Consider the following 17,862-nt stretch of genomic DNA (forward strand, 5'->3'; position numbering starts at 1 on the left):
GGTAAGCGCGGTCGTACGCTCGGAGAATGCCCGACGACATGACCTTGCCGGGAAACCTGGTACCCACCTCGCCGGCCGCTCAACCCGTGCAGGCCCGCGACGCCGTCACCGTGGTCCTGCTCAGGGACGGCAGCGACGGCCTGGAGGCCTTCCTGCTGCGCCGCGTGAAGGGCATGGCGTTCGCGGGCGGCATGACCGTCTTCCCCGGCGGTGGGGTCGATCAGCGCGACGCCGACACGTCCGTCGCGTGGGCAGGTCCCGAACCTCAGTGGTGGGCCGAGGTCTTCGGCGTGGACGCGGCCACGGCCCGTGCCTTCGTGTGCGCGGCGGTCCGCGAGACCTTCGAGGAGTCCGGCGTCCTGCTCGCCGGGCCCGACGCCAACTCGGTCGTCGCGGACACGTCGACCTATTCGGACGCCCGGCGGCAACTGGTCGACCGCGAGATCTCGCTGGCCCAGTTCCTCGCGGCCAACGACCTCGTCCTGCGAGCCGATCTCCTGCGGCCGTGGGCCAACTGGGTCACCCCCTACGAGGAACCCCGCCGCTACGACACCCGCTTCTTCGTCGCCGCTCTGCCGACCGGGCAACGCGCCGACGGTGAGACCACCGAGGCCTCCGACGCCTCGTGGCAGAGGCCCGCGGAGGCCGTCCAGGACGCCCAGGAGGGCCGCCGGATGCTCATGCCACCCACCTGGCGCACCCTCGAGGAGGTGGGCGCTCACGGGACCGTGGAGAAGGTCATGGCCGAGGAGCGCAGCGTCGAGAAGATCATCCCCAAGCTCATCCGCGACGGCGACGTGATCCGGGTGGTGTTCCAGTGAGCGGCTCCCCGCTGATCGGCGCCCGCGCCGCGCATCCCCGCTACGGCGAACTCCGCCAGGTGACCGCGCACGCCGCCGTGCTGCTCGCGGACAACCCGTCCCCGATGACGCTCGACGGCACGAACACGTGGCTGCTCAAGGCCCCGGACGCGGACGAGTACGTCGTCATCGATCCCGGACCGCTCGACGAGGCCCACCTGAAGCGCGTCGCCGCGGTCGGCCCGATCGCCGAGATCCTGCTGACGCACGGCCACCCGGACCACTCCGAAGGCGCCCGCGAGTTCGGCGAACTGGTCAAGGCTCCGGTGCGCGCGCTCGACCCGACGTTCACCTACGGCTCGGAAGGCCTGGTGGACGGTGACGTGATCACCAGCGCCGGACTGGAGCTCCGCGTCCTCGGCACGCCGGGCCACACCAGCGACTCGCTGTGCTTCGTGATCGACGGTGAGGCGGTGCTGACCGGCGACACGGTCCTGGGCCGCGGCACGACGATCGTGGCCCACCCGGACGGCAAGCTCGGTGACTACTTCTCCTCGCTCAAGCTGCTGGCCGAGCTGCCGGAGCACACCGCGGTGCTGCCCGGCCACGGCCCCGAACTCGCGGACGCGGGCGAGGCCGCACGGATGTACCTGACGCACCGGACGCAACGGCTGGAACAGGTCCGCAAGGCCGTGGAGTCGCTCGGCGGCTCACCGACCCCGCGACAGGTCGTCGAGGTCGTCTACGCGGACGTGGACAGGGTGCTGTGGCCCGCCGCCGAGTGGTCGGTGCGGGCCCAGCTGGAGTACCTGCGCACCGGCTACTAAGGCTGGTGCCCGTTGTTCGTGACCCCGAACGCGGACTGACGCGACGAGGACCGGTCGATCTGCCACCGGCCGGAGTCGGTGGGCTTCGCGCCGGTCTGCTCGCGCTGCGCCAGCTCCTCGTGCAGCTGCTGCAGCAGGGCCCGCTCACGCTCGCTCAGGTTCGCGTCCACCGACGACGGCTCGGCGGGCTCGGCCAGCGCGGCCTGCAGCGCCGCCAGCTCGTCCGGCTTCAGCTCGGTGGTCACCTCGGCCCGGTTGATCGGCGTGGGCTCGGGGAGCAGCTCGGCCCGGTCGATCGGCGAGGGTCCTGGGAGCAGCTCGATCCCGGCCTCGGTCGGCACGATCGGGATGCGCTTCACGGGCTTGGGCGGGAAGGGCTGCGAGCCCTCGAGGTTCGACGACGATGAACGCGTGCGACGTGAGCCGGTCTCTTCCAGTGGCTCCGGCGCCGGTGTCGGCTCGGCCACCGGCGCCGGAGCGGGAAGTTCTTCGTTCTGGTCGAACCAGGCGGCGGCCGGTTCGTGGGCCATCGCCGGTTGCTGGGACGGAGGCGGCGGCGGGGACTGCGGGGAAGCCATCGGGGCGCCGGAGATCGGCACCGCGCGCGACGACGTCACGGCGGACGCGTGGTAGTCGCTGAGCTGCGTGCCGACGGTCAGGACCTCGACGGCGGCCCGAACACCCACCTTGCGCAGCACCGCGTCGACCCGGTAGGCGGTCGCGGGCGCGAAGCCCTGCGGACCGATGTCCACCAGCACCACGCGCTGCGGCAACGGACCCGGTGTCGAGCCGGCGGGTGAGGAACGCCAGACGCAGCGCACCGAGCGCACGTCCGGCAGCACCTGCACCGCGCGGGTCAGCGGGCCCGCGATGTCCGAGGTCGGATCCGACTCGGAGGTGAACCGGTGCCGGATGAACGGCAGCATCTCGACCACCGGCAGGCGGTCGGTCAGCGATCCGTCCGAGCGGACCTCGTGGAGGATCCAGGTGATGGCGGCACGCTCGTCCGGCAGCACCGGGATGCTGCCCGCGAGAAGTGCGCCGATGAGCATCTCGATCGCGCGGTCGAGCTCTCCGACCGCGAGGAACTCGCGCGCCTGCGACAGGGCGTCGTCATCGACGCGCCCGGCCATCGACAGCAGGAGATCGTGGAGACGGACCGGCAGACCGACACCGTCGTTCGTCGTCACGTCCAACTCTCCTTAGCTGAGCACCAAGTGCTCCTCGGACTCGGCGCCGGCGCACACCAGCTCCGATGCCGCCAACGCCGCCCGGTGGTAGGGCGGCAGGTCCAGACCGGACGGCACGACCTCGACACACGGGTCGTGTTCGCCCAACGCACGCAACACTCGCTGCAACTCGCCGGTCAGCCGGGCGTGGCCGGTGGTCGCCGCGACCAGCAGGACGCGGTTGACCCCGGAGGGACCGATGCGCCAGCAGGAGCGAACCTCACCGACCCCGTGCCGGCCTCGCAGCGTGGCACCGAGCACGACGGTCGCGGAATCCCCCATCGGCACCCGATCGGGTGATTCTGGGGAAAAGGTGTAGTCGGTAGGTGGCAGTTCGTCCAGTCCTTTGACCGAACTGACCGCACCGGGTTCCGCCCCGTAGGGCACCAGCGCGTCCTGCAAAAGGCGCATTTCATGATCCGTCAGAGGGATGCGTCCGTGCAGCAGAGTGCGCGGCAACGACCGCGCGAGCACCGCATACGCGTCCGAGGCGGCCCAGTCCCGGTACCGCCACAGCAGGTCGTCCGGGAGGCGCCCGGCGAGCCGCAGCAGCAGTTCGTGGCACGTGTCCGACATGTCACACCTCGACGATGAGTTCGATCTCAACTGGAGCACCGATCGGCAGCTCGGCGACCCCCACGGCCGACCGGGCGTGCTTGCCCGCGTCCCCGAAGATCTCGCCCAGCAGTTCCGAAGCACCGTTGATGACACCCGGCTGCCCCGTGAAGCCCTCGGCGGAGGCCACGAACCCGACAACTTTCACGACTCGCTTGATCGAGTCAATCCCCACGAGCGCGTGCACGGCGGCGAGCGCGTTGAGGATGCAGGTCGCGGAGTACTGCTTGGCCTCCTCCGGGGAGACCTCGGCGCCGACCTTGCCGGTGGCGGGCAGCTTGCCCTCGACGAACGGCAGCTGACCGGAGGTGAACACCCACGACCCGCTCTGCGTGGCGGGGACGTAGGCGGCGAGCGGGGCGGCGACGCCGGGCAGCTCGATGCCGAGCTCCTTCAGGCGGGCGCTCCAGGTGCTCACGCCTTCACCCGCTTCAAGTACGCGACGTGCTGCTCCCCCGTCGGGTTCGTCAGCACCGTGACCAGCTCCCAGCCGTCCTCGCCCCACTGGTCGAGGATCTGCTTCGTTGCGTGGATCAACAACGGCACGGTCGCGTACTCCCACTTGGTCATGACGCGGAGCCTAACCCGCCACCCGAACGACGCCTGCGCGGTTCCCGGACTTCGGGCTACCTTGATCACATGGAAACCTGGCGGATCATCGCCACCAGCCTGTTCGGTGTCGGAGGGCTGGTGATGGTGCTCGTCGCCATGGCTCAGGTGCGTGATCGCAAGCACAGTGAGCGCAAAGAGGTCGTGCAGGCCGGGTTGATCGGGCTCGTGGTCGTGGCCGTGATCACGCTCAGCATCGCGCTGTGGCTGCCGTCGGTCGTGGCCTGGGCGCTGGTCGCCGCCACCGCCATGGCCGTTCTCTTCCTCACCATGGCCGATTGACCGACCGGTCCACCTCCAGCCGATTTCACACATAGTCTGGACGTGTGACGTCGTGGACCGAGGAGCTGACCCGAGCCCGTCTGCACGTGGTTTCCGGCAAGGGCGGCACCGGCAAGACCACGATCGCGGCCGCGCTGGCGCTCGCGCTGGCCACCGGCGGCCGGCGGGTGCTGCTGATCGAGGTCGAGGGCCGGCAGGGCATCGCCCAGCTCTTCGACCGCGCCCCGCTGCCCTACGCCGAGGAACGGATCGCCTCCGCGCCGGGCGGCGGTGAGATCCACGCGCTCGCGATCGACGCGGAAGCCGCGCTGCTCGAGTACCTGGCGATGTTCTACAACCTCGGGTTCGCGGGCCGGACGCTGCGCAAGATGGGCGCGATCGAGTTCGCCACCACGCTCGCCCCCGGCCTGCGGGACGTGCTGCTGACCGGCAAGGTCAAGGAGTGCGTGAACCGCACCGGGCCGGACGGCCGCCACCTCTACGACGCCGTCGTGCTGGACGCGCCGCCGACCGGGCGCGTGGTCAAGTTCCTGGACGTCACCAAGGCCATGGCCGACCTGGCCAAGGTCGGGCCGATCAAGGGGCAGAGCGAGGGCGTCGTACGGCTGCTGCACTCCGGCGACACCGCGGTGCACCTGGTGGCGTTGCTGGAGGAGATGCCGGTGCGCGAGACCCTGGACGCGGTCGCCGAGCTCGACGGTGCCGACCTGCGGCCGGGCGCGGTGCTGGTGAACCGGGTCCACCCGGCCCGGCTGCCCGCGCGTTCGGTGCCGGTCGCCGCGGAGGGCCGGATCGACGAGTCACGGGTCCGCGCCGGTCTGCAGGCCGCCGGGCTGGATCTCGACGAGTTCACGCTCGAAGGTTTGGTCGACGAGACCGTGGAGCACGCCATCCGGGTGCAGTCACAAGAGGAAGCCATGGAGCTGCTCAGCCATTCGGACCTGCCGACGGTGGAGCTGCCGGAGCTGAACGACGGGGTGGACGTGGCCGCGCTGTACGAGCTGGCCGAGGTGCTGGTCGCGGCGGGTGTGCGGTGACCACCAGGCTCGACTTCGACCCGCTGCTGGACGACCCGGGCACCCGCGTGCTGGTCTGCTGCGGCTCCGGTGGCGTCGGCAAGACGACGACCGCGGCGGCGCTGGCGTTGCGGGCGGCGGAACGCGGCCGGCGCGTGGTCGTGCTGACGATCGACCCGGCGCGGCGGCTGGCGCAGTCGCTGGGCCTGCGGGAGCTCGACAACACCCCGCGCGAGGTCGTCGTCGACGGCTTCGAGCCCAAGGGCGAGCTGTTCGCGATGATGCTGGACATGCGTCGCACGTTCGACGACATGGTGCTGACCCACGCGGGCCGAGACCGGGCCGACCAGATCCTGTCGAACCCCTTCTACCAGACCATTTCCTCGTCGTTCTCCGGCACGCAGGAGTACATGGCGATGGAGAAGCTCGGCCAGCTGGTGGCGCAGGACGACTGGGACCTGATCATCGTCGACACCCCGCCGTCGCGGTCGGCGCTGGACTTCCTGGACGCGCCGCAGCGGTTGTCGACCGTGCTCGACGGCAAGTTCATCCGCATGCTCTCCGCGCCCGCACGCGCGAGCGGCCGAGGTTTGCTCAAGATCGTCGGAACCGGTTTCAGCCTTTTCACGCGTGCCGTGTCGACGATCGTCGGCGGCCAGCTGTTGCAGGACGCGTCGACATTCGTTCAGGCGTTCGACAGCATGTTCGGCGGATTCCGCGAACGCGCTCAGCGCACGTACGAGCTGCTCCGCTCACCGGGCACCGGATTTGTCGTGGTGGCGGCCGCGGAACCGGACGCGTTGCGCGAGGCGAGCTATTTCGTCGAACGGCTGAGCGCCGAAGGCATGCCGCTGTGCGGGCTCGTGGCGAACAGGACTCATCCCGTGCTCGCGACGGACCTGCCGGCGGCGAACGCGCTCGCCGCAGCGGACGACCTGGACCGCTCCGGTGATGCGCCGCTCGCGGCGGCGGTGCTCCGGTTGCATGCGGACCGGGCAGCAGTCGCCAGTCGGGAAAAGCGGCTGCTGGCCCGGTTCACACGTGCTCACCCCGGTGTTGCGCTGGTCGGCGTGCCCGCGTTGCCCGCGGACGTGCACGACCTGGACGGCCTCCGAGAGATAGGTCGGCGCCTCGCCGGGGAGTAGTAGTTATCCCACCCTGGTGTCTTCGAGGTGCTCCTGACGTGCGGTGTCGAGCAGTTCGAACCACGACTCCACGTCAGGCCGGCGACGCAGCAGAGCACGGCGTTCGCGCTCGGTCATGCCTCCCCAGACCCCGAACTCGATCCTGTTATCCAGCGCTTCGGCCAGGCATTCCATGCGAACTGGGCAACCCAGGCACACGAGCTTCGCCTTGCGCTGCTCCGCACCTCGTACGAAGAGCTGGTCAGGCTCTTCGTCTCGGCACGAAGCGTTGATACGCCAATCCCCCTGGTTCATATCCCCCACTCCTCAGTGCTGTCCAAATGTGGAAAATCCGCCACACCCCTGCCACGGATGCCGTAGCGTTCGAGCTACGGCTGCATTCCTTGGACGTTGACGGACTGTAGTGCCGTTCGGTTCCACGTCCAACCCTGGGTCACCCGACTGTTACCTGTCTTGCGTATCTCTACTCATGCTGAGTAACGGGGCTTACTGATCACCTTCACCCGTTCGTGTACGGCGTACGCTGACCCGCGTGCGAGTCAGGAATGGCGTGCTCAAGATGCTCGGCCTGTGCCTGCTGGCTGGGGTTCTCCTCGCCGGCATGCTGTTCCCAGTCGTGGGCGCGACGGGCCTGGTGTCCAACCGCGCCAGCGACACCGTGGACAGCATCTCCGCCGACCTCGTGACCACGGACCCCCCGCTGATCACCAAGGTCACCGACAAGGACGGGCAGCCGATCGCCTACCTGTTCGACCAGTACAGAGTCCTCACACCACCCGAGAAGATCTCGCCGACCATGAAGGCGGCGCTGATCTCGGTGGAGGACCGCCGGTTCTACGAGCACCAGGGCGTGGACTGGAAGGGCACCATCCGCGCCGGGCTGACGAACCAGGTCAGCGGCTCAGTGTCGCAGGGCGCGTCCACGCTGACCCAGCAGTACGTCAAGAACTACCTGGTCCACGTGGTGGCGCGGAACAACAAGCTGGAGCAGGCCAAGGCCCAGGAGCAGACCATCGCGCGCAAGATGCGCGAGGCCCGGATCTCGTTGCAGCTGGAGCGAAAGCTCGGCAAGGAGGAGATCCTCGCCCGGTACCTCAACGTCGTTCCTTTTGGTTCGACGATTTACGGCATCGCGGCGGCGGCGCAGGCTTACTTCAACACGACGCCGGACAAGTTGACGGTTCCGCAGGCCGCGATGCTCGCGGGAATGGTGAACAGTCCGTCAGCACTCGACCCCGAAGCGTATCCGGACAAAGCTTTGGACCGGCGCAACAAAGTGATCGACAGGATGGTCGAGAACGACAAGCTGTCGCGCGACGCGGGTGAGGCCGCGAAGAAGGAAGGCCTCGGACTCGCAACGCCGGTTCGCACGCCACCGAACGGTTGTGTAGGCGCCGGTCCGGAAAACGGTTTCTTCTGTTCCTACGTGGTGAACTACTTGCAACGCGCCGGTTTCAGCGAAGAGCAGTTGCGCACCGGCGGTTACACCATTCAGACCACTTTGGACAGAGCGGTCACCTCGCAGGCGAAGGCGGCCGCGGAGGCGGGCGTCGCCAAGGGCACCGACGGCATCGCGAACACGATGGCCGTGGTGAAGCCCGGCAAGGAACGCCACGACGTGCTCGCGCTGGTCGCGAACCGCGACTACGGCCTGAAGGCGGACCAGAACCAGACGACGTTCGACCTGCCCAGCGGCGTGGAGAACAAGTTCGGCGCGGGCTCCGTCTACAAGGTCTTCACGGCCGCGGCGGCGCTGGAGAAGGGTCTCGGCATCGAGAACGTCATCCAGACGCCGACCTCGTACACCTCGAAGGTCTTCAAGGGCGGCGCCCAGCGGTGCCCGTCGACCGGTGAGCCCGGCACCCGCTGGTACTGCCTGAGCAACTTCGACTCGAGCTACCCGTCGTCGATGACGCTGCAGGCGGCTCTGCAGACCTCGCCGAACACCGGCTTCGTGATCCTCGAAGAGCTGACCGGCATGGACGCCGTCGTCGACATGGCGTCCCGGCTGGGCATGCGCGAGACGATGGCGACGAACCTGCAGGGCACCCGGCCGGACCCGAAGGCCAAGGACAAGCAGAACCGCATCTCGCAGACCGAGTTCTACAAGCAGAACGGCGGCAACGCGTCGTTCACGCTCTCGCCCGCACCCGTGTCCACTCTGGAGCTGGCGAACGTCGCCGCGACCATCGTGAGCGGTGGCAAGTGGTGCCCGCCCACCCCGATCGCCAAGGTGCTCGACCGCAACGGCAAGGCCGTGCAGGTCAACGAGGCGCCGTGCGAGCAGGTCGTGGCCGAGGGCCTCGCGAACGGTCTCGCGATCGGCATGAGCAAGGACGACCAGGGCAACGGCACTGCCGCGGGAGCGGCCCGCGCGGCCAAGTGGACCCGCCCGATGATCGGCAAGACCGGCACCACCGAGGAGTACAAGTCGGCCGCGTTCATCGGCGCGACCCCGGACTTCGCGGGCGCCGTGCAGACGTTCAACGACGGCACCAACCCGCGTCCGATCTGCCTGGCCGGCGCGCCCCGGTTGTGCGGCAGCGGCAACATCTTCGGCGGCTCCGTCCCGGCCAAGACGTGGTTCACGACGATGTCGGCGATGCACGCCTCGCTGCCGGTGTCGCAGCTCGCACCGGCGGACCCGCGCTACCTCAAGGGCGGCAAGGAGATCCAGGTCCCCGACGTCGTCGGCAAGCAGGTCAACGACGCCATGCGGACCCTGGAGCAGGCCGGCTACAAGGTGAACCTGCAGACAGTCAACTCCGACCAGCCGAAGGGGACGGTCGTGAGCCAGTCGCCGCGCGGAAACGCGTTGCGCGGCACGGTGATCACGCTGTCGGTCAGCTCGGGCTACGTGCCGCCGCCGGTGGCCACGGAGCCCACGAACCAGCCGCCGCCGGGCACTCCCGGCAACCCCGGCAACCCGAACGAACCGCCACCGATCACGCTGCCGACCGAACCCGGCATCCCCAGGAGGTAGGAGCTACCGGTCGTCGGCGAGCAGCTGCTTGAGCCGCTGGACGCTCGTGTCGATGTGGGCGCTGATCTCGGCGACCGCGCGGTCACGGTCGCCGGCGCGGATGGCGTCGACGATGACCCGGTGCTCGGCGACGATCTCGTCCGGCGTGTCGTCCTTCGAGAGGACCGTGAGGTAGAAGCGCAGTTCCTTGGTCATCGCGGCGTAGAAGTCGTCGAGCCGTGAGCTGTCGAGCGTGGTCACGATCGCCTGGTGGAAGGCCAGATCGCGGTCGACGATCTGCTTCGGGTCACCGGTTTTCGCGGCCTCCACCAGGTCGTCGAACGCCGTGTTGATCGCTTGCAGCTGCTCGGGACGCGGAGTGCGGACCGCCGCGGCCGTTTCCAGGCGTTCGCGCGCGGTGTAGAGGGCCTCGACGTTCTCCGGCGTCGGCGCGATGACGACGGCGCCGCGGTTGACCTCGTAGCGGACCAGGCCGGTGAGCTCCAGGATGCGCACGGCCTCGCGGATGGTGTTGCGGGCGACGCCCAGTTCGGCGGCGATCGCACTCTCCCGGAGCCTGTCGCCTGGCCCGAAAGCGCCGGCCATGATCCGGTCGGCGAGGCCGTCGGCCAGCTGCTGGGCCGTGGTGGTGCGGCGCACTTCGAGGCCGTCGAGGGCTGACATGTGGCCAGCTTAACCGGTTGCCCTACAGTTGAACTGTACTACAGTTTGGTTCATGGACCTGACGAAGTTCCAGGCACTCAGCTTCGACTGCTACGGCACGCTCATCGACTGGGAAAGCGGTCTCGCCGCGGTGCTTTCGCCGTGGGCGCGCGAACAGGGGCTCGAACTCTCCACGGAGGAGCTGCTGCTCGCGTACAGCTCGCACGAGGCGGCCGTGGCGGCGGAGACGCCGTTCCGGCTGTATCCCGACGTGCTGGCCACGGCCTTCCGCCGGGCCGGCGCCGAACTGGGACGCGAGGTGAGCGACTCGTGGGCTCGGCGGCTGGGCGACTCGGTGCCGGACTGGCCGGCGTTCCCCGATTCCGCCGACGCGCTGGCCCGACTGGCCGCGCACTACCAGCTGATCATCCTGTCCAACGTGCACCGCGCCGGGTTCGCGGGCAGTAACCGGCAGCTGCGCGGGGACTTCGCAGCGATCATCACCGCGGAGGACGTCGGCGCGTACAAGCCGGCCGAGAACCACTTCCGGGCGTTGGACGCAACGCTTTCCGAGCTGGGCGTGGAGCGTTCGGGCCTGCTGCACGTGGCGCAGAGCCTGTTCCACGACCACGTCCCGGCGAAGCGGGAGGGGCTGCCGTCGGTGTGGATCAACCGTCGGCGCGACCAGCCGGGCTGGGGCGCGACGCCCGAGCCGTCCGGGGAGTTCAGCTACGACCTGGAGTTCGGGTCGATGGGCGAGTTCGCGGACGCTGTCGACAAAGCGTTCTAGAAATGGGTGCCGCAGCGGTTTCGGCCGCTGCGGCACGACGTTCTCAGGAGGTCAGCCTGGCCTTCACCGCGGCGGCGACGCGGCCACCCTCGGCGCGCCCGGCGACCTCGGCGTTGACGGCCTTCATGACCTGGCCCATCTGCTTCGGCCCCGGCGTCTCACCGAGCTGCGCGGCAACGGCCTCGACTGCCTTGTCCACAATGGACGCGAGCTCGGCGTCGTCGAGCTGGGCGGGGAGGTAGGCCTCCAGCACGGCGAGCTCCTGGCGCTCCAACTCGGCCTTCTCGGCGCGCCCGGCGCCGTCGAAGGCCTCGGCGGCCTCCTTGCGCTTCTTCGCCTCGCGCGAGAGGACCTTCACGACCTCATCGTCGCTGAGCTCACGGGCCTGCTTGCCCGAGACCTCCTCGTTCGTGACAGCCGTGAGCGCCATCCGCAGCGCACCGGCCGTGACCGTCTCCCTGGCCTTCATCGCCACAGTCAGGTCGTTCTGCAACCGCGTCTTCAACTCCGCCATGGCGCAGAACGGTACCGCCCGCCGGATGCCGCGCCGATCGAGTTATCCCCCTTCCGTACCCTTGACGCGTGAACAAGCTCGGCCGCGCCCTCCTCACCACGACCGCACTCGGTGCCGCCACCGTCGCGTACGCGGCGGGAATCGAGAGAAGGCACTGGACCCTGCGCACGGCCACGGTGCCGGTGCTGAGCCCCGGCGCGCGCCCGATCCGCGTGCTGCACATCTCAGACCTGCACATGACGCCGAACCAGGTGTCGAAGCAGCGCTGGGTCGCCGCGCTGGCCGACCTGAACCCCGACCTGGTCGTGAACACGGGCGACAACCTCGCGCACAAGGACGCCGTACCAGGCGTGCTGCGCGCGCTCGGCCCGTTGCTGGACAAGCCGGGCCTGTTCGTCTTCGGCAGCAACGACTACTACGCGCCCAAGCTCAAGAACCCGGTGCGCTACCTGCTGCCGTCGTCCAAGACGAAGCGCATCCACGGCGTGACGCTGCCGTGGCGCGACCTCCGCGCCGGCATGATCGAACGCGGCTGGGAGGACATGACCCACGTCCGCCGCACCATCACGGTGAAGGGCCAGACGATCTTCGTGGCGGGCGTGGACGACCCGCACCTGAAGCGCGACCGCTACGTCGACATCGCGGGCACCCCGGACCCTCAGGCCGCTTTGCGTCTGGGCATCACGCACTCGCCGGAACCGCGCGTGCTGGACCCGTTCGCCGCCGACGGCTACGACTTCGTGATGGCGGGCCACACCCACGGCGGACAATTGCGCGTGCCGTTCTACGGCGCCCTGGTGACGAACTGCGAACTGGACCGCGGCCGCGCCCGCGGGGTGTCGCGGTGGGGTTCGCACATGTGGATGAACGTGTCCGCCGGCATGGGCACTTCGCCGTACGCGCCGGTGCGGTTCTGCTGCCCTCCGGAGGCTTCCCTGCTGACTCTCGTTCCGCGGCCGGTTACGCCTGGTCAGGGGCGAAATGAGGGGGCCCGATTCGGAGCTGGAGCGGACATGATGTAGAGTTCTACTCGTTCCCAGCCGGGGTGTGGCGCAGCTTGGTAGCGCGCTTCGTTCGGGACGAAGAGGTCGCAGGTTCAAATCCTGTCACCCCGACAAAAAATCGGGCCGATTCCACGATTTAGTGGAATCGGCCCGATTTTTGTTTTGTGCATCGAAATGCCCAGCCGTCGAGCTGCCAGCGGTCTCCACATGGCTTTGTCGACAAACCACTTCTCGCCGATTCGCCGGAGTGCTCGCCGACCCCAGGGCCGAAGGTCCCGCCCCCCTCCCTCACAAGGCCACCAATAGTGCCCGAGGACCACTCGATCGTGTGATGCGGCTCGACACCAGCGGCCACAGAGGCCACCGTGTCTGCATGACGCAGCGCCACCGTTCCGCGCCAAACTATGCGGAACGTGCACGTAGCGTTAAGCCCTTCGAGTGAAGGTTGACGGTTCAACTCACGGTAAGTAACGGGTGCCTTGATCGACGCGACACAGGCAATGCGTTCGGCACTCGTTCGAAAGTCGGGAGATGCTTGTGATGGACTCCGCCGCCGCCAAACCCGTCCACAGGTCGTGGATCGTCGTAGTCGCAAAGTCCATTGTGGTCTTGCAGACGCTGGCGATCGTCTACATGCTCACGTCGGCTTGGGTCACCGCCGTTGTGGCAGCCGGATTCGTGGTGGTCGTGGCCGCGGTCAAGGCGTTGTCGCGGGCTTCGCGTCAGGTCGACCAGATCTTCGAGCAAGAGCTCGGCAAGTAGAACTGTGCCAATAGGATCGGGCACATGCTGACGCGTGTGTCCGAGGCTCTCGTGAAGCCGGGGCGGGAGCTGGAGTTCGTCGAACGGGTGCGGGACCTCGTCAGGACGTTTCCGGAGACGTACGACGGACTTGAGGGACACGAGGTGCTCGTCGACCTCGACGACCCGCTGAAGGTGCGGTACGTGAGCCGGTGGCGGGACGAGCAGGCGCTCGAGAACTACGCGGGGCCTGGCTGGCGCACCGACCCGGTGACCTTTCCGGACGAGGACGAGTACCTGCAGCGGCCGTTGGCCCTGCGGCACTTCCGTCACATCAGCTGAGGAAGCCCCGCGCGGGCAGGCCCTCCGGGAAGCGTTCCAGGGCGTCGCCGGCGACAGCGGCCAGTGACTCCAGCGTCGCGATTTCGTCGGGGGTCGCGGTGTGCGGAATCGCCCAGTAGCAGCCGATGGCGCCGATCGGTTCCGGGCGCAGGATCGGGGCCATCAACAGGCTTCGCACGAAGGTCGGCCGATACGCTTCTTGAGGAATCCTCGAATCGAAGCGAATGTCCCTGATCGCCACGGTTTGGCGGTGGATCATCGCCCAGCCGCTGATGCAGTTGACCGCGGGGAATCGCTGGCCCTTCCACAACGGACTCATCGAGTCCTCGTCGGCGTAGTAGCAGAGATCGCCGTCCAGCAGCACCAACGTCGCGCCGTGGGCGGCCAGCGAGGACCGGGCCGTGGTGCGCACGACCTGTTGCACTTCCTCCAACGTGGCTGCGCCGGCGAGGCGATCCATCGTTTCGGACATGTATCAACGTTAACTCTCGGCGGGCCGCACACCTAGCTATTCCGCTGGCCGGAGAAACCGGGCGAGTTCGCCGGTCATCGGCGCGGCCGGAGCGTGAGGAAGACGTTGAGGAGGCACACCGCCAGCATCGCGACCATCACCACCCACTCGATGGGCCCGGCGGCACCCAGGACCGCTGACCGGACCAGCGCGCCGCCGAACGCGAGGGCGGTGACGAGGCTCGCCCACCGGGACAGGCGGAAGTCAGCGTGGTCGATGGCCAGCACGGCCGGCACGTTGAGCAGTCCGAGGGTGGCCCAGGCGATCGCGAGCGAGACTCCGGTGACCATGCCGTCGCCGGTCATCGCGACGCTCAGGATCGCGAGGTCGGCCAGGGCGAACGTGCCCGCGAGGAACGCCCAGTGCAGCAGGGTCACGACGGTGGTGACCAGCTGCTTGCGCGGCGGCTGGGCGTACGTCGGAGGTGGCTGCTGCGGGTGCGGCCGGTAACCCGGCGACGGTTGTGGCGGCGCCGCGGCCCACTGCTGTGGTCGTGTCATGACAAGTCCCCCTAGAAAACTGCCCGTGACTCTAGTGCGGGGAACGTCGGCCCTTGCCCGTATTCCGACGGCCAGACGGGTGCATCGCGGCACCAGGGCCTGTGTCGAAGTCTGGGTTCGATGAGAGTCGCGCCTGAGGTGGTTCCTGGTGGTGCGGACGCCCGGTCCGCATACCGGTGTTGTACGTGGGCCGGTCGTCCGTGCCGTCAGGGGCCGCCTCAGGCCCGGCTATCGCGGATCCAGACTTCGACACAGGCCCTAGTGTTGAAGGGTGAGCACGCACCCTTCTCCGAACGTTCCGGACCAGCTTTTCGACGATCCGGCCGCCGAGACCCGGTGGCGCGAGCGGTTCACCGCTCCCCGGATGAGCCTGCCCGGCTGGGCCGACGACGCGCCGGACCGCACGCTGTACGTCTCCAACGCGAGCGGCGTGTGGGAGATCTACGCCTGGGACCGGGCGGCGGACGAGCACCGCAAGGTCACCGACCGGCCGAACGGCACTTCGCACGCCACGCTGAACCCGGACGGCACCGAGATCTGGTGGTTCGACGACCACGACGGTGACGAGTTCGGCGTTTGGGTGCGCGAGCCGTTCACCGCGGACGGCAGCAAGGCCGAGCCCGCGATCCCGGCCGTGACGCCCGGTTACCCCGCCGGTCTGGAGCTCGGCCGGGACGTGACGGCGGTGGCCGCCTCGACCGACGACGGCACCACGGTGTGGTTGTCCCGCAACGGGCAGACCGAGGTGCTCTACCAGCACGTCAACGACGCCGGTGTCAGCGCGATGTCGAAGGACGAGTCGCTGGTCGTGATCGCGCACTCCGAGCACGGCGACAACCGGCACATGGCCCTGCGCGCGCTCGACGCGGTTACCGGGGAGAACAAGGGCGAGAAGTGGGACGGCAAGGGCAAGGGCCTCGACGCCATCTCGTTCAGCCCGGTGCGCGGCGACCAGCGGCTGCTGGTTTTGCACGAGCGCCGCGGTCGCGAGGAGCTGCTGATCTGGGACGTCGCCGCCGGCACCGAGCAGGAGATCGTCCTCGACCTGCCGGGTGAGGTCGCCGCCGACTGGTACCCGGACGCCACCGCGTTGCTGATCGTGCACACCCACCACGCCCGCAACACCGTGCACCGCTACGACCTCGCGACCGGCGAACTGTCCACTCTGGACACGGCGCCCGGCGTGATCGGCTCCGCGGGCGTGCGGCCGGACGGCACGGTCGAGTACTCGTGGTCGTCCGCCGAGAAGTCCACGGTGATCCGCGCGCTGGCCACCGACGGCACCGAGCGCGTGCTGGTCGAGCCGCAGGGCGCCAAGCCCGCGACCTCGCAGAAGCTCGAGGACGTCTTCGTCGGCGAGGTGCACGCGCTGGTCTCGAAGCCCGAGGGCGAGGGCCCGTTCCCGACGGTGTTCCTGATCCACGGCGGCCCGCACTCGTCGGACGAGGACCGCTTCTCCGCCTACCGCGCGGTCTGGCTGGACGCCGGGTTCGCGACCGTGCACGTCAACTACCGCGGCTCCAGCGGTTACGGCTCGAAGTGGCGTGACGCCATCGAGGGCAGGCCGGGCCTCACCGAGCTCGAGGACATCGCCGCCGTGCACGACTGGGCGGTCGAGTCCGGGCTCACCGACCCGGCGAAGTCGGTCCTCAACGGTGCGAGCTGGGGCGGTTACCTGACCCTGCTCGGCATCGGCGTCCAGCCCGAACGCTGGGCCGTCGGCATCGCGGGCGTCCCGGTCGCCGACTACTTCGCGGCGTACGAGGACGAGATGGAACCGCTGCGGGCGTTCGACCGGGCGCTGTTCGGCGGCTCGCCGGAAGAACTGCCGGAGCTCTACAAGGAGTGCTCGCCGCTCACCTACGTCGAGCAGGTCACCGCGCCGGTGCTGATCCTCGCGGGCGAGAACGACCCGCGCTGCCCGATCCGGCAGATCGACAACTACCTCGACGCGCTCGCGGCTCGCGACCACACCTACGAGATGTACCGCTACGACGCGGGACACGGCTCGTTGGTCGTCGCCGAGACGATGCGGCAGACGGCGGCCGAGGTGGACTTCGCGCGGCGGCACCTCGCGAAGTGAGACCGAACGCTGATGGGGGGTGGGTCCGGGACCTGCTGCAAACGGCGGCGTGGGCCGGACTCGCCTTCCTGGCGGTCGTGGCGGTGGTCGTGGGGTTCGCCGTGCACACGATCGCGTCCATGGGTCTCCCCGACATCGACGACTGGTCGCTGCGAGGCTCGCTGGCGGGTGACGAGGCGCTGCTCGACCGCGCCGAGGAGGTCTGGCGCGCGTCCGGCGGCCCCGGTGTACCCGACGGCGACGTGGACCCGCTGTACGCCGAGCGGTCGTCCTCGCTGGCGGTGAACACCGTGCTGGTGGTCATGGCCGGGTACACCGCCGACGACCGGCCGGTCGTGGCGTTCGTGACCAGCCCGGCGACCACCGGCACCCCCGGCACCGAGCAGCTGTTCGTGCGCGCGGTGAGCTTCCCCGAGGAACAACCGCTGGCGGTCGGTTTCGTGGCCGCCACCCAGGACCCCGCGGACGCCGCTTTCCCGAACGGAGGCAGCCTGGCGTTCGCGCTGGCCAAACCGGAGACGACGTCGGTGATGGTCAGCACGACCGTCCCAGGACCGCGGGAGACGGGCCCGCTCGGCGACACGTACTGGCGGTTCCTGCCGCGCGGCGCCGGGGCGTGGAACAGCCAGATCAACGGCGTGGAGTCCGGGGAGACGCCGATGTGGCCCGCGGCGGGACTGCGCGATGCCCCGCAGACGAGGACCGCGACGGTGTCGGTCACCACCGCCAGGTACCCGGCGCCGGCGGCCGGAGACCTGCTCATGACGCAGTACCGGTTGTTCGGCGTGGTCAAGGACGCCTCCGGCGAGGTCGACGTCGGCGCCGCCACCTGGGCCGCCCACGGCGAGGTGCGCACCGATTCCGGCATCCCCGGTCTGCTCACCGCCCTGCCGACCGGCCACCTGCGCTTCATGCCCACGGGTCCCGGCACGATCACCGAGAACGACGAGGTGCTGTTCACGAGCAAGGCCAACCCCGCTGTCGTCGTGCGGGTGGGCCTGATGTTCTCCCACGACGGGGATTGGCGGGTGGACCGGCCCGGCTACCCGCCCTACGTCGCGAACCAAGAGGTGCAGGTGGTCACGCCGCGCGGGCGTTAGCATGGTGACTGCGCCGCCGAGCGCCTCACCTCCTGATCGGTCACCCGCGCTGACCGGCGTCGCGGAGGCAAAGGGGACTCCTGTCCTCCCGGCACCGGTCAGTCGTGTGCACCGCGAGCGCAGCCCGGA

21 protein-coding genes and 1 tRNA gene are annotated in these 17,862 nt (G+C 69.1%); 13 read left to right on the forward strand and 9 right to left on the reverse strand.

Features of this window, described 5'->3' with window-relative positions; translation table 11 throughout:
* Positions 1–26 precede the first annotated feature (26 nt).
* Both G7043_RS11870 and G7043_RS11875 read left to right on the forward strand, forming a co-directional pair.
* Positions 27–821: an NUDIX hydrolase gene (locus tag G7043_RS11870; protein ID WP_166045598.1), complete on the forward strand. Its 795-nt coding sequence runs from the start codon at positions 27–29 to the stop codon at positions 819–821.
* Positions 818–1,627 carry an MBL fold metallo-hydrolase gene (locus G7043_RS11875; RefSeq protein WP_313887815.1) on the forward strand — a complete coding sequence of 270 codons (810 nt, stop codon included), beginning with the start codon at positions 818–820 and terminating at the stop codon, positions 1,625–1,627. The genes G7043_RS11870 and G7043_RS11875 overlap by 4 nt, the downstream gene beginning before the upstream one ends.
* Here the strand turns inward: G7043_RS11875 and G7043_RS11880 are convergent.
* The 4 genes from G7043_RS11880 to G7043_RS11895 are packed head-to-tail and all read right to left on the reverse strand — an operon-like array spanning position 1,624 to position 4,041.
* Positions 1,624–2,817, reverse strand: coding sequence for a hypothetical protein (locus G7043_RS11880; protein ID WP_166045599.1), 1,194 nt, complete (start codon positions 2,815–2,817; stop codon positions 1,624–1,626). The two genes, G7043_RS11875 and G7043_RS11880, sit on opposite strands and share 4 nt — an antisense overlap.
* A gap of 12 nt (positions 2,818–2,829) precedes the next feature.
* Positions 2,830–3,432 (reverse strand): hypothetical protein, encoded by a 603-nt coding sequence (locus tag G7043_RS11885; protein ID WP_166045600.1) that lies wholly within the window; start codon positions 3,430–3,432, stop codon positions 2,830–2,832.
* A 1-nt stretch (position 3,433) separates the two neighbouring features.
* Positions 3,434–3,889: a RidA family protein gene (locus tag G7043_RS11890; RefSeq protein ID WP_166045601.1), complete on the reverse strand. Its 456-nt coding sequence runs from the start codon at positions 3,887–3,889 to the stop codon at positions 3,434–3,436.
* Positions 3,886–4,041, reverse strand: a complete 156-nt coding sequence (locus G7043_RS11895; protein ID WP_086668176.1) for a DUF4177 domain-containing protein — start codon at positions 4,039–4,041, stop codon at positions 3,886–3,888. Before G7043_RS11895 ends, G7043_RS11890 begins: the two co-directional genes overlap by 4 nt.
* 69 nt (positions 4,042–4,110) lie before the next feature.
* Here G7043_RS11895 and G7043_RS11900 point away from each other — a divergent pair, with 69 nt between their 5' ends.
* The 3 genes from G7043_RS11900 to G7043_RS11910 are packed head-to-tail and all read left to right on the forward strand — an operon-like array spanning position 4,111 to position 6,523.
* Complete coding sequence (locus tag G7043_RS11900) at positions 4,111–4,362, forward strand: hypothetical protein (RefSeq protein WP_166045602.1); 252 nt, start codon at positions 4,111–4,113, stop codon at positions 4,360–4,362.
* Between the two features lie 44 nt (positions 4,363–4,406).
* Positions 4,407–5,399, forward strand: a complete 993-nt coding sequence (locus tag G7043_RS11905; RefSeq protein ID WP_166045603.1) for an ArsA-related P-loop ATPase — start codon at positions 4,407–4,409, stop codon at positions 5,397–5,399.
* Positions 5,396–6,523: an ArsA family ATPase gene (locus G7043_RS11910; protein ID WP_166045604.1), complete on the forward strand. Its 1,128-nt coding sequence runs from the start codon at positions 5,396–5,398 to the stop codon at positions 6,521–6,523. The genes G7043_RS11905 and G7043_RS11910 overlap by 4 nt, the downstream gene beginning before the upstream one ends.
* A gap of 3 nt (positions 6,524–6,526) precedes the next feature.
* On the opposite strand, the gene G7043_RS11915 is transcribed toward G7043_RS11910, so the two are convergent.
* A complete protein-coding gene (locus tag G7043_RS11915; protein ID WP_086668180.1) occupies positions 6,527–6,817 on the reverse strand; it encodes a WhiB family transcriptional regulator in 291 nt (96 codons plus the stop codon).
* Positions 6,818–7,055: 238 nt separating this feature from the next.
* Here G7043_RS11915 and G7043_RS11920 point away from each other — a divergent pair, with 238 nt between their 5' ends.
* The gene (locus G7043_RS11920; RefSeq protein ID WP_166045605.1) at positions 7,056–9,506 is read left to right on the forward strand and encodes a penicillin-binding protein; all 2,451 of its coding nucleotides are present in this window, start codon (positions 7,056–7,058) and stop codon (positions 9,504–9,506) included.
* A gap of 3 nt (positions 9,507–9,509) precedes the next feature.
* Here G7043_RS11920 and G7043_RS11925 read toward each other — a convergent pair whose 3' ends face one another.
* Entirely contained in the window at positions 9,510–10,169 is a 660-nt protein-coding gene (locus tag G7043_RS11925) for a GntR family transcriptional regulator (protein ID WP_166045606.1), read from the reverse strand.
* A 52-nt stretch (positions 10,170–10,221) separates the two neighbouring features.
* Here G7043_RS11925 and G7043_RS11930 point away from each other — a divergent pair, with 52 nt between their 5' ends.
* Positions 10,222–10,938 carry a haloacid dehalogenase type II gene (locus tag G7043_RS11930; RefSeq protein WP_166045607.1) on the forward strand — a complete coding sequence of 239 codons (717 nt, stop codon included), beginning with the start codon at positions 10,222–10,224 and terminating at the stop codon, positions 10,936–10,938.
* Positions 10,939–10,981: 43 nt separating this feature from the next.
* Here the strand turns inward: G7043_RS11930 and G7043_RS11935 are convergent, their stop codons facing one another.
* Positions 10,982–11,452 (reverse strand): GatB/YqeY domain-containing protein, encoded by a 471-nt coding sequence (locus G7043_RS11935; RefSeq protein WP_166045608.1) that lies wholly within the window; start codon positions 11,450–11,452, stop codon positions 10,982–10,984.
* A 68-nt stretch (positions 11,453–11,520) separates the two neighbouring features.
* Here G7043_RS11935 and G7043_RS11940 point away from each other — a divergent pair, with 68 nt between their 5' ends.
* From G7043_RS11940 to G7043_RS11955, 4 genes are all read left to right on the forward strand, one after another.
* Positions 11,521–12,474, forward strand: a complete 954-nt coding sequence (locus G7043_RS11940; protein ID WP_166045609.1) for a metallophosphoesterase — start codon at positions 11,521–11,523, stop codon at positions 12,472–12,474.
* A gap of 19 nt (positions 12,475–12,493) precedes the next feature.
* Positions 12,494–12,567: transfer RNA gene (locus G7043_RS11945), tRNA-Pro, on the forward strand.
* 429 nt (positions 12,568–12,996) lie between these two features.
* Positions 12,997–13,218, forward strand: coding sequence for a hypothetical protein (locus G7043_RS11950; RefSeq protein WP_166045610.1), 222 nt, complete (start codon positions 12,997–12,999; stop codon positions 13,216–13,218).
* 24 nt (positions 13,219–13,242) lie between these two features.
* The gene (locus tag G7043_RS11955; protein ID WP_166045611.1) at positions 13,243–13,539 is read left to right on the forward strand and encodes an antibiotic biosynthesis monooxygenase family protein; all 297 of its coding nucleotides are present in this window, start codon (positions 13,243–13,245) and stop codon (positions 13,537–13,539) included.
* Here G7043_RS11955 and G7043_RS11960 read toward each other — a convergent pair.
* Together G7043_RS11960 and G7043_RS11965 are read right to left on the reverse strand one after the other, a co-directional pair.
* Positions 13,532–14,011, reverse strand: coding sequence for a GAF domain-containing protein (locus G7043_RS11960; protein ID WP_166045612.1), 480 nt, complete (start codon positions 14,009–14,011; stop codon positions 13,532–13,534). The two genes, G7043_RS11955 and G7043_RS11960, sit on opposite strands and share 8 nt — an antisense overlap.
* 74 nt (positions 14,012–14,085) lie before the next feature.
* Positions 14,086–14,550, reverse strand: a complete 465-nt coding sequence (locus tag G7043_RS11965; protein WP_166045613.1) for a hypothetical protein — start codon at positions 14,548–14,550, stop codon at positions 14,086–14,088.
* A gap of 271 nt (positions 14,551–14,821) precedes the next feature.
* Between G7043_RS11965 and G7043_RS11970 the strand changes: the two genes are divergently transcribed.
* Both G7043_RS11970 and G7043_RS11975 read left to right on the forward strand, forming a co-directional pair.
* Complete coding sequence (locus G7043_RS11970) at positions 14,822–16,633, forward strand: prolyl oligopeptidase family serine peptidase (protein ID WP_313887816.1); 1,812 nt, start codon at positions 14,822–14,824, stop codon at positions 16,631–16,633.
* On the forward strand, positions 16,630–17,733 hold the full coding sequence (locus G7043_RS11975) for a hypothetical protein (RefSeq protein ID WP_166045614.1): 1,104 nt from the start codon (positions 16,630–16,632) through the stop codon (positions 17,731–17,733). Before G7043_RS11970 ends, G7043_RS11975 begins: the two co-directional genes overlap by 4 nt.
* Positions 17,734–17,862: the final 129 nt, after the last annotated feature.

The sequence above is a fragment of the Lentzea alba genome, assembly GCF_011067745.1.
Classification (GTDB): domain Bacteria; phylum Actinomycetota; class Actinomycetes; order Mycobacteriales; family Pseudonocardiaceae; genus Lentzea; species Lentzea alba.